A 13939-nucleotide genomic window follows, 5' to 3' on the forward strand; every position below is an offset into this window, starting at 1 on the left:
GTTCACCTCTTATTTTGGTAAGAATTCGTTTGTGAATGCTTTTTTACTGTCCAGTTCTTTATCTAATAAGTCGTTATCGTACATCCAGGAAGCATAGTTTTCCCAAACCTCCAGCTTCTGCTCTCCCCATCTGTCAGCGTCATCTTTGTATTTAGGAGCCAGCCATTCCTGACTCTTCATGACTAATTCTTTATCAAGATCCGGAGCTGCATCTAAAAGGATTTCACCGGCCTCTTCCGGATTATCGATTGCAAACTGATAGCCTTTTGAAGAAGCAGTTAAAAATGCTTTAACCGTTTCAGGGTCTTTTTCAATCATCTTTTCATTCGTCGTCAAGACAGGAGTGTAATAATCCAGTTTCTCAGAGTAATCCTTTACGTACATCATATTCAAATCCTCACCGCGAAGCTCTGCTTCAATACCTGTCCATCCATAGTAGATCCACGCAAAGTCAACATCCCGTTTCACGGCAGTAAAGAAATCTGTATCTCCCATGTTTACAAAATTCACTTTCTCTACATCTGCGTTTTCTTGTTTCATAATCGACGTCATGACGGCTTGTTCTACAGGTGACCCCCATCCTCCATAACTTTTCCCTTCAAAATCCTTTGGAGTCGTTATACCCTTATCCTTAGGTGAGGCAAACCCGGATGTATTATGCTGTATGACCGCAGCGATAGATACGAGTGGTACGTCCTGTACCCTTGCTTGTGTTACACTTTCCTGGTATCCTACTCCGAACTCAGCTTTACCCGAGGCAACGAGTTGATCTGCACCAGCCTCACCAGGTAAGATGATATCAACATCCAGCCCCTGCTCTTTAAAGTATCCTTTTTCTTTCGCAACGTATAAACCAGTGTGATTGGTATTCGGTGTCCAGTCCAGTACAACCGTAACCTTTTTAAGACCATCTTTCTGTTCCGATGTATTTCCTCCACCACTGCAAGCAGTTAAAAGAAATACAGAACAGATGATATAAATCCATTTTTTCATCATGATTCCTCCTCAAATCCTTGTATGTAGTTGTAACGTTTATTCTCTATTCTTCACTTAGTAGAGAGAATGAATGTATAACACCTTAGAACATTAGGACATAACAACAAAAAAGCGTCCCTAGCTTCAGCGAGGGACGCATCGTTAAACATGATTATGTAATGTTTAAGAGAATGTTTCCTACGCTGGTATCAGCCAGTTCAGGTTCAAAGGGTCAGTATCTGTCAGGATACAATCTCAACCGGCCACACCGGTCCCCCTACACTTGTACTATGAAATTAAACGTTATCTTCTTCCCTACTTTGCCACAGAAAAGGTGGATATTCAAGCATTTCCTCTTAAATAGATTTACATTTGAAAGGCCTGCTCATAAACACCGGAATTTACCAATCTGTTAATGAACGGAATGTATGTAGATACAACGTGTGAATATCCTTTTTGATTGTAAAAAAAGGTGTATTGAAGAAGAAAGATAATAACTAAGAATGGCATCAGTTCCTTTTCTTCCTGAGTTAAAGTACCATCGGACTGATAGCCCCCCATAAAGGCATGGATACATTCAAATTGCTCATCCTCCCCCTGCTTGACCTGATCTTTGAGCATCCCTGCAAGAAAGTAACAGACATCTGCTATGCGGGGTGCTTTTCGTATCCTCTCGAAATCTATGACTCCTGTCACCCTTTCTTCATTCATAAGGATATTACGCGGGTGACAGTCGCTATGTACGAGTTGATGGGTCAATTTGCTATAGGAGAAAGACCATTCATTTAGTCTGCCTAGAAACCCTTTTCCCCACCTTTCTATCATTGTAGAATCCTGTCCGCCTATCCACTCTCTCAAATGTGTTTCAACTTTCCATTCCTCTACCTCGTATTTACAGACGTATTGGTCTAGTCTGCCATGGAGTTGAGAGAGGTATGTTCCCACCTTTTTCAAAGAAGTTAAGGAATAGACTTGTACTGGTTTTCCTTCCAGAGCTTGATACAGGGAGTAGAAAACTTGATGTTGTTGTACATATGGCTGATGCGAGAATGTTAACAGTGGCTTTTCAACAGGAAGCCCGTTTTCCAGTAAAAAAGAAGTTAAGAGCTGCTCTTCTATTCGCTTCTCCACTGAAGAGTTCAATCTCTTTTTTAGATAATATGTTTTCTCCCGACTCTTCACCTTATAAACATTCGGATGATTGCCCACGGTCTCTATGCAGGAAGGCGAAACCTTCCAGTTCAATAATAGATCATGAAGAGGTTCAATCATTTTTAATTCCTTTCCAAACATAGTAATATACGTTTAGTATGACTATGAAAGAATGTCTACATACCATATGAAAAGAGGTTGCATAGATGCAAAGAATACAAATGACGGAAGACTTATCATTCTCAAGAATCATTCATGGGTTATGGAGACTTGCAGACTGGAATCAATCAAAGGAAGACACTCTTTCTTTAATCCAGCACAATATTGAAAACGGAATCACGACTTTTGATCATGCAGATATTTATGGCTCGTATACATGTGAAACGTTATTTGGTGAGGCTCTCATCCTTCAGCCATCCTTACGTGAGAAAATGGAGATTGTGACAAAATGCGGTATTGTCCTGCCTTCTGACAATCGTCCTGAACATAAAACACATCATTACAACACTAGTAAAAAGCATATTTTAGCATCAGTTGATAACTCCCTGCAGAACCTGAAAACGGATTACATCGATTTATTATTGATTCACAGACCAGATCCATTTATGAATGGAGAAGAAGTGGCAGAAGCCTTCACTCAATTGAAAGAGGAAGGAAAGGTCCGGCATTTCGGGGTATCCAACTTTAAAGTTCATCAATGGAATATGCTTCAATCCTACTTACCGTTTCCATTGATCACAAATCAAATCGAATTATCTGCATACAACTTAGAAAATTTTGAAGACGGTACGTTAAACCTTTGCCAGGAGAAGCGTGTCGCGCCGATGGCCTGGTCGCCACTCGCAGGCGGGGCGATTTTCAGAGGAGAAGATGAGAAAGCCGTTCGTCTTCAACATATATTGAAGAAGGTCCAAGAAGAAACAGGCGCAAAGGGAATTGATGAAGTTCTATATGCATGGCTTCTTAATCACCCCGTAAACATTATGCCTATCGTCGGTTCAGGTAAAAAAGAACGCATTCAACATGCAATCAACTCTCTTTCCATTACATTAAATCACGATCAATGGTTTGAAATCCTGCAAACTTCTATGGGGCGTGATGTTCCTTAAGTGTAAGGTTTACAACCAAAAAAGACGATCCTATTCATGTAAAGGATCGTCTTTTTTTATTGAGCTATATCTCCACCAACATAATATTCCAGATAAACATCTTGTAATTCATTCATTGAGAGCTCATATAGCTGCTTCCCAAAATATTTATATACGCCAATCCTTAATAATTGTTGAATATAGAAGTCTTTTTTAAATTCGGGTGTCTTTTGTTGCTGTGATTTATTTTCTTGATGTAACATGTTCATCCCTCCAGTTGTGGATATACCCCAATTAAAGAGTGGACTAAACATCCTCTTACACATTGGAAAGAATAGGAGGTAGAAAATGTACATCATTACAATGATACAGACTTCGTTCTCATTCTAAATGACAGCTGTCACGTACAAACGTGATGATGACCCTCAGTGACACTTCTCCCCTCCACTTGAATGGTAGAATGATGAATATCAAATTCCTCTTCAAGAATTTCGGATAACTTTAATAAAATCGCATCTCGATCCACTTCTTTTCCCACCACCACATGACAGCTCAGGGCTGTGAATTCCGAAGTGATACACCACACATGAAGATCATGAACTTCAATGACTCCCGTGACATCGGCCATACCTTTTTTCACTTTGTCGGTATCCATGTTCGCTGGTGAGCCTTCCATCAAGATGTGTATAGAATCCTTCGTGACCCTCCATCCGGATATCACGATAAGAATCGCCACAATAACAGATGCAATCGGATCTGCAAGGTTCCAATTAAAGAAATAGATCAAGAGTCCGGCTATGATGGCACCTACAGACCCCAGCATATCACCGAGCACATGCAGAAACGCACTGCGGACATTCAAATTATGCTCCGTATCCCCTCTCATTAAAATCCATGCGACGATCAAATTTACCACCAAACCAATAATGGCAATGATCATCATACTTGGAGAAACCACAGGTGTATCAACAAATCGACGGTAAGCCTCCCAGAAAATATAAAGGGAAACGAGAATCAGCGTGATTCCATTAATAAACGCCGCTAGTATTTCAAATCGCTTGTACCCATATGTCTTCCCTTTATCCGACGACTTCTCACCAATGTAAAAGGCTGCCAAACTAAGACCTAAAGCGGCTGCATCACTAAGCATGTGTCCTGCATCAGAAAGAAGAGCAAGACTATTCGTGAAGATTCCACCTATGACTTCCACGATCATAAAGGTAAAGATAAATAGAAAACTGATAAGTAACACTTTCTTATTCTGATTGTGTCCATGACTATGGTGGTGACCCACATCACATCCCTCACTTTCGTTCTCTGACTCTTAATAACCTGAGACCATTCAATGTTACGAGTAATGTTGCTCCCATATCGGCAAAAATCGCGATCCATAACGTAAGCCAACCTGGGATGACAAGTAATAAAGCAAGAAGCTTGATCCCAATCGCAAACGAGATATTCTGTTTGATGATGGTAAGCGTTTTTCGACTTAAGCGGATGATATATGGCAGTTTTTTAAGGTCATCGTTCATTAACGCGATATCTGCCGTTTCCAGAGCTGTATCTGTCCCTGCTCCACCCATGGCAATTCCTACATTTGAGGTTGCCAGTGCAGGGGCGTCATTAATACCATCCCCTACCATTGCGACTTTTCCATACGTGTTCATATAACGTTTGACAAAGTCTAATTTATCTTGTGGCAGCAGGCCTGCTTTGATTTCTTTGACCCCTATTCTTCTTCCGATCGACCTGGCCGTATTTTCATGATCTCCAGTCAGCATCACCGTTTGCTCAATACCCAAATGATGAAGGCTGTCGATGATTTCGCGACTTGTTTCCCGCACTTCATCTGCCACGGCAACAAGAGCTAATGGAGTATCATTGATTCCGAATACCATGACCGTTTTCCCTTCACTCTGAAGGCTTACCACTTCTGTAGAAGGGGTATTAGCAAAAAGGCTCTCCGCTCCAATGAAGTATCTATCCTCACCGATTCGGCCACTGATTCCTTTTCCTGTATGGGATTGGAATTCAACCACTTCACAATCCCCATACTCAATGTTCAGCTCTTTCGCCTTTTTCAGAAAAGCGTGAGCAAGTGGATGCTGGGAGTGGAATTCCAATGCAGCCATCTTCATCCACAACTCTTCTTCCTCTGCATCACCTAGTAGGATGACATCAGTCACTTCGGGTGTTCCTTTTGTGAGAGTACCAGTTTTGTCAAAGGCGATGGCCTTTAATCTTCCTAACTCCTCTAAATGCACCCCGCCTTTTATAAGAATGCCATTTTTCGCAGCATTTCCTATAGCGGTTACGATCGCCACCGGAGTTGAAATGACCAGGGCACATGGACAACCCACCACTAAGACGGATAGTCCCTGATAGACCCATGTCGACCATTCCCCTGCAAAGAGCAGTGGTGGAATGATAGCCACAAGTAAAGCGATGGCCATAATAATCGGTGTATAATATTTAGCGAATACATCCACAAACGCTTGGGAAGGTGCCCTCTCTCCCTGTGCTTCCTCCACTAAATGGATAATCTTGGCGAGAGTCGTGTCTTCAATTCGCTTCGTTACCTTAACCTTTAAGTACCCTTCTTCGTTTAACGTGCCTGCAAATACAGCATCACCATGAAGCTTTTCCACAGGGACAGATTCTCCTGTGATCGCTGCCTGATTGACAAAAGAAGATCCCTCAACAATATCACCATCCATGGCAATCTTCTGACCGGGCTTCACGATCATCATGTCACCGACCTCAATATCCTCTGCATCAACAAGCAGCTCGGTTCCATTCCGAATGATGAGGGCTTGTGGTGGCGCAATATCCATGAGTGAACGAATCGATTCACGGGCCTTATCCATGGAGTACGACTCCAGCACTTCACTGATGGCGAATAGGAGAACGACAATGGCTCCCTCACCCCATTCCCCGATAAACGCTGCCCCAATAATGGCAATCGTCATTAAGGTCCTCATATCGAACTCTAATTTGAGTAAGTTTTTGAATCCTGTTTGAAATAACCGAAATCCCCCTACAACAATGGCTGTTGCAAATGAAAGAGTAGAGAGGATTTGATTGTTATCGATTTCTGTAAATGAAAAAGAATAAGCAAGTAGGATAAAGAAAACTGAAAAAAGTAAATGCTTATATTTCTTGTAAGTAGGTTCTTTTCCTTGCTCTTGTTTTCTCAATCCGTCTTCTGTTAAGCGAAGTCCTTCAAATGCTCCTGCTTTTTCCACCGATTCCTTCGTGGTTTCTCCGTATACTGTAATCTTGGCTGCTCCAAAGTTCACTTTTGCATCCACCACTCCGTCGAGATGCTGAACGTTCTTCTCGAACTTCGCCGCGCAACCCGCACACGTAAACCCTTCGACCCGGTAGGTTTGTTTATGGGCTGGTTTACTGGTCACGTTCCTCCACCTCCACTTGATGAGTCAACGCAATTTCAATTAACTGTTTCACATGATGATCGTCTAAGGAATAATAAACGAGCTTGCCTTTTTTTCTGAATTTGGCCAACCCCTGCTTTTTTAATAAACGCAAATGATGGGATGCAGTCGCTGTTGAAGCATCCACAATATTTGCCACATCGCATACACATAGTTCTTCTTCGATGGTAAGTGCATACGCAATTTTCGCTCTTGTTTGATCAGAAAGTGCTTTAAAGATTTCAGCTACCTTAGAGGTATTTTGTGATAAAATTATTGATTTTAAGCGATTGACCTTTTCATCTTCTACACACGCTACTTCACATACATCCGTCTCTTTCATCTCGTCACCCCTCTAACATTCAAATACTCTTTTGAATATAGTATAAGAAACGCTAATAATGTTCAAACATTCTTTTGAATGAGAAGAAATTTCAGGTATGAATTCACTCGTTGGATGAATTCCGGGCACTAAAAAAAGCCCTGGCCTATAACCAGAGCTAATGAAAACTACATATTAATTTTGTTGAAGCTTTTTCCGATCACGTTTCATAAAGAGATCCAGTGTTACCCAGAAAACAACAGATGAAATCGCAAAAATTGCAATTGCAAAGTATATGTCTTCTGTTTTCCAGTCTAATCGTGGAATAAGCAGGCCAAGTACGCCTGATAATATATAGTAGCCACCAATTAATTGCAGATATAAACGTCCTGTTTGGGATTGAATATTTTCCAGATAGCCTTTTCCTGCTTTGCCAAAGAAAATAGCTATTCCTCTTAAGATGACATAAACCGAAAAGGCAATGATAAGGGCTACAACAAATCCTTGGTTAAACACGTCTGCCATAATCGTTCTCCTTTCCAACTATCCATTGATTCGTATCCTTGTATTGTCTAATTCTATTCTTTATGATGAAAACATCCATCATTTTGGAAAAATTGTTATTTCTAACAATAACCGAACGACCTACACATTGCAACGAACTTTGGATACGAATAAGAATGTGATACTTTTAAAAGGATATACTCATTGCACCCGGATTTCAAGTGCTATCTTGCTTCATTTTTTACGGAACCATGACTTTTCTATTCAGGAGGTGTTTGAAGCTGAGAAGGGTCCTGCGATTCACTCCCTTTCTACAGCTTCTGCTCATTGGACATTCTACTTAATTTATTTCTCGTTGCTATTTTAATTGCTCTGACTGCTTTCTTCGTTGCATCAGAGTTTGCCATTGTCAAGGTAAGAAGCTCTCGTATCGATCAGCTGGTATCTACAGGAAATCAAAAGGCCATTGCTGCTAAAAGGGTCATTTCCCATTTAGATGAATACCTTTCCGCTTGTCAGTTAGGCATAACCATCACAGCCCTCGGACTTGGGTGGTTAGGTGAGCCGACTATTGAAACATTACTTCATCCCGTGTTTGAGAAACTTGATTTAAATACTTCCATTACAAGCATCATTTCATTCGGACTCGCATTTTCACTCATTACCTTTTTGCATGTGGTGGTTGGAGAATTGGCACCGAAAACCTTTGCCATTCAAAAAGCAGAGAAAGTCACTCTATTATTTGCACGACCATTGATATGGTTTTATCGACTCGCTTATCCATTCATTTGGACATTAAACGGCTCTGCTAGAGTGTTCACGGGGTTATTCGGTTTAAAACCCGCTTCTGAACATGAAATTGCCCATTCTGAGGAAGAACTTAGGATCATTCTTTCCGACAGCTACAAGAGTGGGGAAATCAATTCATCCGAATTCAAGTACGTAAACAAAATTTTTGAATTCGACGAACGAATCGCAAAAGAAATCATGGTTCCGAGAACGAATATCGTGACTCTATCCTCAGATTCCATCATTGATGAAGTCCTCTCCATCATTAAAGAGGAACGCTATACGAGATATCCTGTCGTGGAAGGTGATAAAGATAATATTCTCGGCATTGTGAATGTGAAGGAAGTGCTGACAACACTCGTGACCCACAAAGAGGAACATGAAGACTTAACTTCCTTTATCAAGCCTGTGATTCGCGTCATCGAAACCATCCCTATTCAAGCCTTACTCGTCAAACTTCAGAAAGAACGGTCGCCAATGGCGGTACTCCTGGATGAATACGGTGGAACTGCTGGTCTTGTCACGGTTGAGGACATCATTGAAGAAATTGTCGGAGAGATACGGGACGAGTTTGATATCGATGAAATTCCTGAAGTGCAGAAGGTGAAAGAAGATCATTATATCTTTGACGCCGTGATGCTCATTGAAGATGTAAATGACCTTCTTGGCATCTCCATTGAAGAAGATGAGGTCGACACGATCGGAGGCTGGTTCTTGACTCAGAAGTACGAAGTGAAGATGAATGACAGGATCCAGGAACAAGGATATTGCTTCAGGGTCAAAGAAATCGATGGTCATCATATTCAATATTTAGAAGTTACCAAAATGGATGGCAGTCATAATGAAAAGAACGAGTCCGATTAACGGCTCGTTCTTTTTTTCTTAATGAACCCCCGTCATTTCTGAAGCCATAGCTGTTCAACGCTTGCAGCTATTACTGGATCTGCTTTAGGAGGAATGGGATTGCCCTAGAGTCTTTGGGAGATAAATTTTATGAGTTGACTCAAACGAGTGGTATATTCCATAGAACTGCTTCCATTTCATCAGGAGCATCGATTCTGCATCATAACGGTGCACTCCTGACCTTATTTGCCTTAACAGGGCTAACCCATAAAGATTCGTATTTGGATGTAGCTGTTGTCGGGCTGCTTATTCCTACGATTGCAGAAATCATTTCAATCTTACTAAAACTCTATCGACCATCGAAAGCGCTGTCAATTATAACCCTCCCAGATAATATAAATATCTGAGTATTCACACCTTTATTCCTACTCTCCATATATTTTCTCCTTTAAAGTACGTACATTTTCTTCAGGACCTTAGCCCTCTCTCTACTAAACGAAAAACAAACCATATCTTCATAAACCTTTTCGTTGTAAAATATTGTTATAGAGTGATGACTGTTATTTCAAAGGAGACACTATGAAAATCTATTGGCAAATAAGCTATTTTGTAATAGGGTTACTTATTTTCAGCTATGGGATCAGTATGTCCATCAAAGTGCAATACTTAGGAATCCATCCATGGGATGTGTTAAACATTGCACTTTTTGAGAAGTTCGGCTTAACGATTGGAACGTGGAATATAATTGTCGGTGCCACCCTGATTGCAGGCACCCTGGTTTTGAAAGGGAAATATGTTCGAATCGGGACAATTCTTAACGGAGTAATGGTTGGCATGTTGGTGGATTTTTTTCTGTATTTCGATCTGCTGCCACCACAAACGAACGTAGTGGCGGATATCCTGATTCTATTATCGGCGATTATTTTAATGGGGATAGGCGGAGGATTGTACTCAGCTGCTCACCTGGGTACGGGTCCACGTGATGGGTTTATGCTGACCATTTCAGATTTGACCAATTTATCCATCAGCAGGGTGCGTATCATATGTGAATGTGGAGTTTTACTTATAGGACTCCTCCTTGGCGGACCTGTCTTTGTTTTCACAATTATTTATACTTTTATTCAAAGTCCCATTTTCCAAAAGGCATTCCTGTTCTTTACCAAAAGACTCAATACCCGTTTTTCAAATGAAAATCATTTAAGTATGTAAGAAGGACAAATTGCCAAAAGGCAGTTTGTCCTTTTCTATTTCATGACATCTCGCATGCGACTAAACCATATTGTCGATAGGGGTCGAGCTGCTTGATGAACTGAAATAATTGCTGCACCTGTTCATTATCCATATCCCGCTTATAGTAATCTTCCAAGACCGTCAGCATCTCATCAGGGTACATCAAACAGGTATGACTTCCCCAGTCCGTTTGCCTGCCTTCTATTTTTTTATAGTAAATGCCATCCAACAGGGAGAAGAAGAGATCATACCCTCTAGGAAAAAATGGACTTATCCTTTTCGGGTAATTATGATTCCAGTCTCCCCCTTCATAGTGAAATGTCTGGTCCGTTAAATCACCGATAAAGACTTCAACATCTGCCATTCCCTTCTCCTCCTAAAGTTTAAAATAACCTCTCTTATTATGGTATAAGCCAGTCCATCTATTTAGAACCCCTTTAGTTTAAAAAGAAAACAGCAGTCCCGGGATTTCACCTGGAACTGCTCTCCCCATTTACAAGTATTTACGTTGCACGCTTCGCCCATCATACGTAAATAACATATCTCGGTTCTCCACATGCGTTTCGATATGGACCGGTCTTCCCCAAAGCTGATGCAGATAAGGTAAAACCTTTTCTAAATACTTAATATCGAGCTCAACGTCTTCGAACCAGTGCTTAAGATAAAGCTCGCCGCTCTTCATATAATCCCCATCATTCACAGTAATGTAAGGGAACCCCCCATTCACCCTCATGCCTACCAGTTGATCCCGTACATGAGTCCATTCCTTATCGACGATTTTATAGTCCTTTCCTTGCTTCTGGAACAAATACATATCTTCTCTCATAACAAGATCTTTCGTTAAATAGTTCCGTAAGAAGGAAATGTCAGATTCAATCTCACGAACCTCAAACATTTTTTCACGGCCTGAATTTGGTTTCACCCCACGCTTCTTCATCTCATCCGTAGGGTTGTCGAAACTATCTTCAATATCCTCAAAAATCTTCAATCCTAAATAATACGGATTAATCTGCGTACGGGAAGGCTGTACAACACCTGCATTCAGTTTGGCAAACTCAATGGACTCACCACTCGTCAAATCCATTTCACGGATGATTCGCTGATGCCAATATGAAGCCCATCCTTCATTCATGATTTTCGTTTCAAGCTGCGGCCAGAAATACAGCATCTCTTCCCTCATCATCGTCAATATATCACGCTGCCAGTCAGACAACTCCCTGCTGTACTGCTCAATAAAGAGAAGAACATCTTTTTCAGGCTGTGGAGGAAACTTCTTCTTCACCTTTTTCTTCTCTCTGCTCTTCGGTTTTTCATCCAACGACCACAGATCATCATAAGGAGTCGCATGACTTACTTCTTCCTCTACCCATTCCACATCCTCCATCGTCCACGACAGCTTCGGACGCATCAATGACGGATCAATATGCTCATCCACGGCAAGCACGGCATCGAGGAAGTTTTCAACCTCCTGCTTCCCATGCTCGACCTCATATTTTCGCACCCGCTCTGCCGTAGCCGCCATACTTTCAACCATATCCCGCTTGGTATTCTGGAATCGCACATTATTCTTAAAGAAATCACAATGGGCCAACACATGGGCAACAATCAACTTATTCTGAATAAGCGAATTCGAATCCAATAAAAAAGCATAACAAGGATCCGAGTTAATCACGAGCTCGTAAATTTTACTTAAACCCAAATCATATTGAAGCTTCATCTTATGAAATTGTTTTCCAAAACTCCAATGAGAAAAGCGGGTCGGCATCCCATAAGCACCGAATGTATAAATAATTTCAGCAGGACAAACCTCATAACGCATCGGATAAAAATCAAGACCAAACCCGGCTGCAATCTCAGTAATTTCCCCTATCGCATTTTGTAACTGCCTTTGTTCCTCTAAATTCATCGTCATCCCCCTCTTTATACTCTTATCTAAATGTATGAAGAGAAGAGGGATTTGATGAGAAGAAAAGCGGAGCCGGGTTGGTCAGGCCCGACAAGCATAAGTCTAGGTCGCTGAAAAGGCGGCTTTTTGCCTTTTTGGCGACCTAGACTTATGACTCGAGGGACTACCCGGCGGAGCTGGACAAAAAGAAAAGCGGAAGGGCTTTGGTAGAGGCGACAAGCATAAGGGGAGGTCGACAAAAAAAAGCTGATCCCTATCACGAGATGGGAACAGCTTTTTTATCAATGTTATGTCCGGAAATTCTTTTGAAGCAGCATAACTGGAATAAGATTACCTGTCAGTAAGATTGCTGATAGGGAGAAAATCATTGAAATACTAAGTACTTCAAGAAGCAGCCCTACCCCCACCGAAGAAAGACCGAACAATAAAGTTGTTAAAGCTCCTTGGGCAGCATAGATTTTCCCAAGCTCTTCAGGTGGTGCACTTTCCTGCAAATACGTTTGAAGAACGACATTTTTTATTTGATCAAACAAACCGAACCCAAAGGATAAAACGAGTGCAAGGAGCGCAACCTTATTCCAGGCAAAGACGAGTGTCACACTGGACGTAAAGACCATGCAAATCGGAAGCCATCTATGCCTGTGCTTTGAAAACAAGCCGTGGAGCTTAAAAATCAAATACGAAGCAAGAACCAAGCCGATAAAGAAGCTGGAGTTGATGAACCCCCACCATTCTTCTCCTCGTAGCAACTGCAGATCAACATACAAATACAAAACAGCCGCAATCCAAACGGTGCCTGAAATCGACTCTAACCCATAGATCCAAAACACGGGAACTAATCCCTTTCTCTTTCTAACTTCTGACCATCCTTCTCCAAGCTGCTGCCACCAAACTTTTCTCACTTCTAAGCTGGTACTTGGGATAACAGGCAACTTCATCATAAACAACGTACTGGCGAGAAACAAGACGATGATGAAGATAAAAAGATTCGTTTCATGAATAAGTGATAATAGAATTCCTCCTAATGCCCAGCTTGAAAATTGGATCGTCTGATCGACGGTTGATAAAAACCCGTTCGCTCCCATCAACTCTTCCCGTTTCACAAGAAAAGGCACATACGAATTCCTGGCAGGCAATGCCCATCCATCTAAGAATGAAATGATACTCGCACACCCTAAAAAGAACCACACATTTTCAATATTAAGTACCATTAACAACAAAAAGAAGCATAGAAAGAGTGTTTTCCCCATTTGAGAATAGGCAATTAAACTCCTCATTTGCATGCGATTCAGCAGAAGAGGTGCCGCCATACTGCTTATGAACCTCGAAAACGTAATCACCAAAGGAACGGCCGTCATGTAAATAGCTGATCCTGTTAAATTGTAAACAAGGGAGATTAATCCTATGATATACAACACATCCCCCATATTCGCCAAAGCCTGACCGAACCACAGATTTCTAAATGCATTGGAATGCATATCTTTTCCTCCCTCTATTCAGTTTTTATTTAGGTGAGAAAAGAATGCATCACATTGGAACAAAGAACCCCTTTCAAAAATAAAAAACGATTTATGTATAGGTTTATTTTAGCAAATAGTTTCAATTTTTGCAGAGAATACTTTATTTTATAATCAATACGCTGTTGGGGTGTTAAATTGTGGCGAATTTAACATACCTCATAAAGTATATTTACTCT

At 41.2% G+C, this 13939-nt stretch carries 14 protein-coding genes and 1 riboswitch; of the genes, 4 read left to right on the plus strand and 10 right to left on the minus strand.

Features of this window, described 5'->3' with window-relative positions; all coding sequences use genetic code 11:
* Positions 1 to 9: 9 nt before the first annotated feature.
* Both AC6CIB_RS17270 and AC6CIB_RS17275 read right to left on the minus strand, forming a co-directional pair.
* A complete protein-coding gene (locus tag AC6CIB_RS17270; protein WP_498282735.1) occupies positions 10 to 993 on the minus strand; it encodes an ABC transporter substrate-binding protein in 984 nt (327 codons plus the stop codon).
* 160 nt (positions 994 to 1153) lie between these two features.
* A riboswitch (TPP riboswitch) is annotated at positions 1154 to 1264 on the minus strand.
* Positions 1265 to 1341: 77 nt separating this feature from the next.
* Positions 1342 to 2247 carry a phosphotransferase enzyme family protein gene (locus AC6CIB_RS17275; protein ID WP_498282737.1) on the minus strand — a complete coding sequence of 302 codons (906 nt, stop codon included), beginning with the start codon at positions 2245 to 2247 and terminating at the stop codon, positions 1342 to 1344.
* Positions 2248 to 2333: 86 nt separating this feature from the next.
* On the opposite strand from AC6CIB_RS17275, the gene AC6CIB_RS17280 reads away from it, so the two are divergent.
* Entirely contained in the window at positions 2334 to 3236 is a 903-nt protein-coding gene (locus tag AC6CIB_RS17280; protein WP_498282739.1) for an aldo/keto reductase, read from the plus strand.
* 56 nt (positions 3237 to 3292) lie between these two features.
* On the opposite strand, the gene AC6CIB_RS17285 is transcribed toward AC6CIB_RS17280, so the two are convergent.
* The 5 genes from AC6CIB_RS17285 to AC6CIB_RS17305 form a co-directional block, all read right to left on the minus strand.
* Complete coding sequence (locus AC6CIB_RS17285; RefSeq protein WP_181778105.1) at positions 3293 to 3478, minus strand: Fur-regulated basic protein FbpA; 186 nt, start codon at positions 3476 to 3478, stop codon at positions 3293 to 3295.
* Positions 3479 to 3615: 137 nt separating this feature from the next.
* Complete coding sequence (locus AC6CIB_RS17290; RefSeq protein WP_498282741.1) at positions 3616 to 4509, minus strand: cation diffusion facilitator family transporter; 894 nt, start codon at positions 4507 to 4509, stop codon at positions 3616 to 3618.
* Between the two features lie 10 nt (positions 4510 to 4519).
* Positions 4520 to 6631: a heavy metal translocating P-type ATPase gene (locus tag AC6CIB_RS17295; protein ID WP_498282743.1), complete on the minus strand. Its 2112-nt coding sequence runs from the start codon at positions 6629 to 6631 to the stop codon at positions 4520 to 4522.
* On the minus strand, positions 6621 to 6992 hold the full coding sequence (locus AC6CIB_RS17300; protein ID WP_498282745.1) for an ArsR/SmtB family transcription factor: 372 nt from the start codon (positions 6990 to 6992) through the stop codon (positions 6621 to 6623). The genes AC6CIB_RS17295 and AC6CIB_RS17300 overlap by 11 nt, the downstream gene beginning before the upstream one ends.
* A gap of 174 nt (positions 6993 to 7166) precedes the next feature.
* Complete coding sequence (locus AC6CIB_RS17305) at positions 7167 to 7496, minus strand: hypothetical protein (protein WP_498282747.1); 330 nt, start codon at positions 7494 to 7496, stop codon at positions 7167 to 7169.
* 306 nt (positions 7497 to 7802) lie between these two features.
* Between AC6CIB_RS17305 and AC6CIB_RS17310 the strand changes: the two genes are divergently transcribed.
* From AC6CIB_RS17310 to AC6CIB_RS17320, 3 genes are all read left to right on the plus strand, one after another.
* On the plus strand, positions 7803 to 9128 hold the full coding sequence (locus AC6CIB_RS17310; protein WP_498282749.1) for a hemolysin family protein: 1326 nt from the start codon (positions 7803 to 7805) through the stop codon (positions 9126 to 9128).
* Positions 9129 to 9262: 134 nt separating this feature from the next.
* Complete coding sequence (locus AC6CIB_RS17315) at positions 9263 to 9514, plus strand: hypothetical protein (protein WP_498282751.1); 252 nt, start codon at positions 9263 to 9265, stop codon at positions 9512 to 9514.
* A gap of 172 nt (positions 9515 to 9686) precedes the next feature.
* The gene (locus AC6CIB_RS17320; RefSeq protein ID WP_498282753.1) at positions 9687 to 10316 is read left to right on the plus strand and encodes a YczE/YyaS/YitT family protein; all 630 of its coding nucleotides are present in this window, start codon (positions 9687 to 9689) and stop codon (positions 10314 to 10316) included.
* A 40-nt stretch (positions 10317 to 10356) separates the two neighbouring features.
* Here AC6CIB_RS17320 and AC6CIB_RS17325 read toward each other — a convergent pair whose 3' ends face one another.
* The 3 genes from AC6CIB_RS17325 to AC6CIB_RS17335 form a co-directional block, all read right to left on the minus strand.
* On the minus strand, positions 10357 to 10701 hold the full coding sequence (locus tag AC6CIB_RS17325) for a hypothetical protein (protein WP_498282755.1): 345 nt from the start codon (positions 10699 to 10701) through the stop codon (positions 10357 to 10359).
* 129 nt (positions 10702 to 10830) lie between these two features.
* A complete protein-coding gene (locus tag AC6CIB_RS17330; protein ID WP_498282757.1) occupies positions 10831 to 12243 on the minus strand; it encodes a SpoVR family protein in 1413 nt (470 codons plus the stop codon).
* Positions 12244 to 12530: 287 nt separating this feature from the next.
* The gene (locus tag AC6CIB_RS17335; RefSeq protein ID WP_498282759.1) at positions 12531 to 13721 is read right to left on the minus strand and encodes an MFS transporter; all 1191 of its coding nucleotides are present in this window, start codon (positions 13719 to 13721) and stop codon (positions 12531 to 12533) included.
* Between the last annotated feature and the right edge of the window lie 218 nt (positions 13722 to 13939).

This window comes from Rossellomorea sp. GQ25, assembly GCF_059758515.1.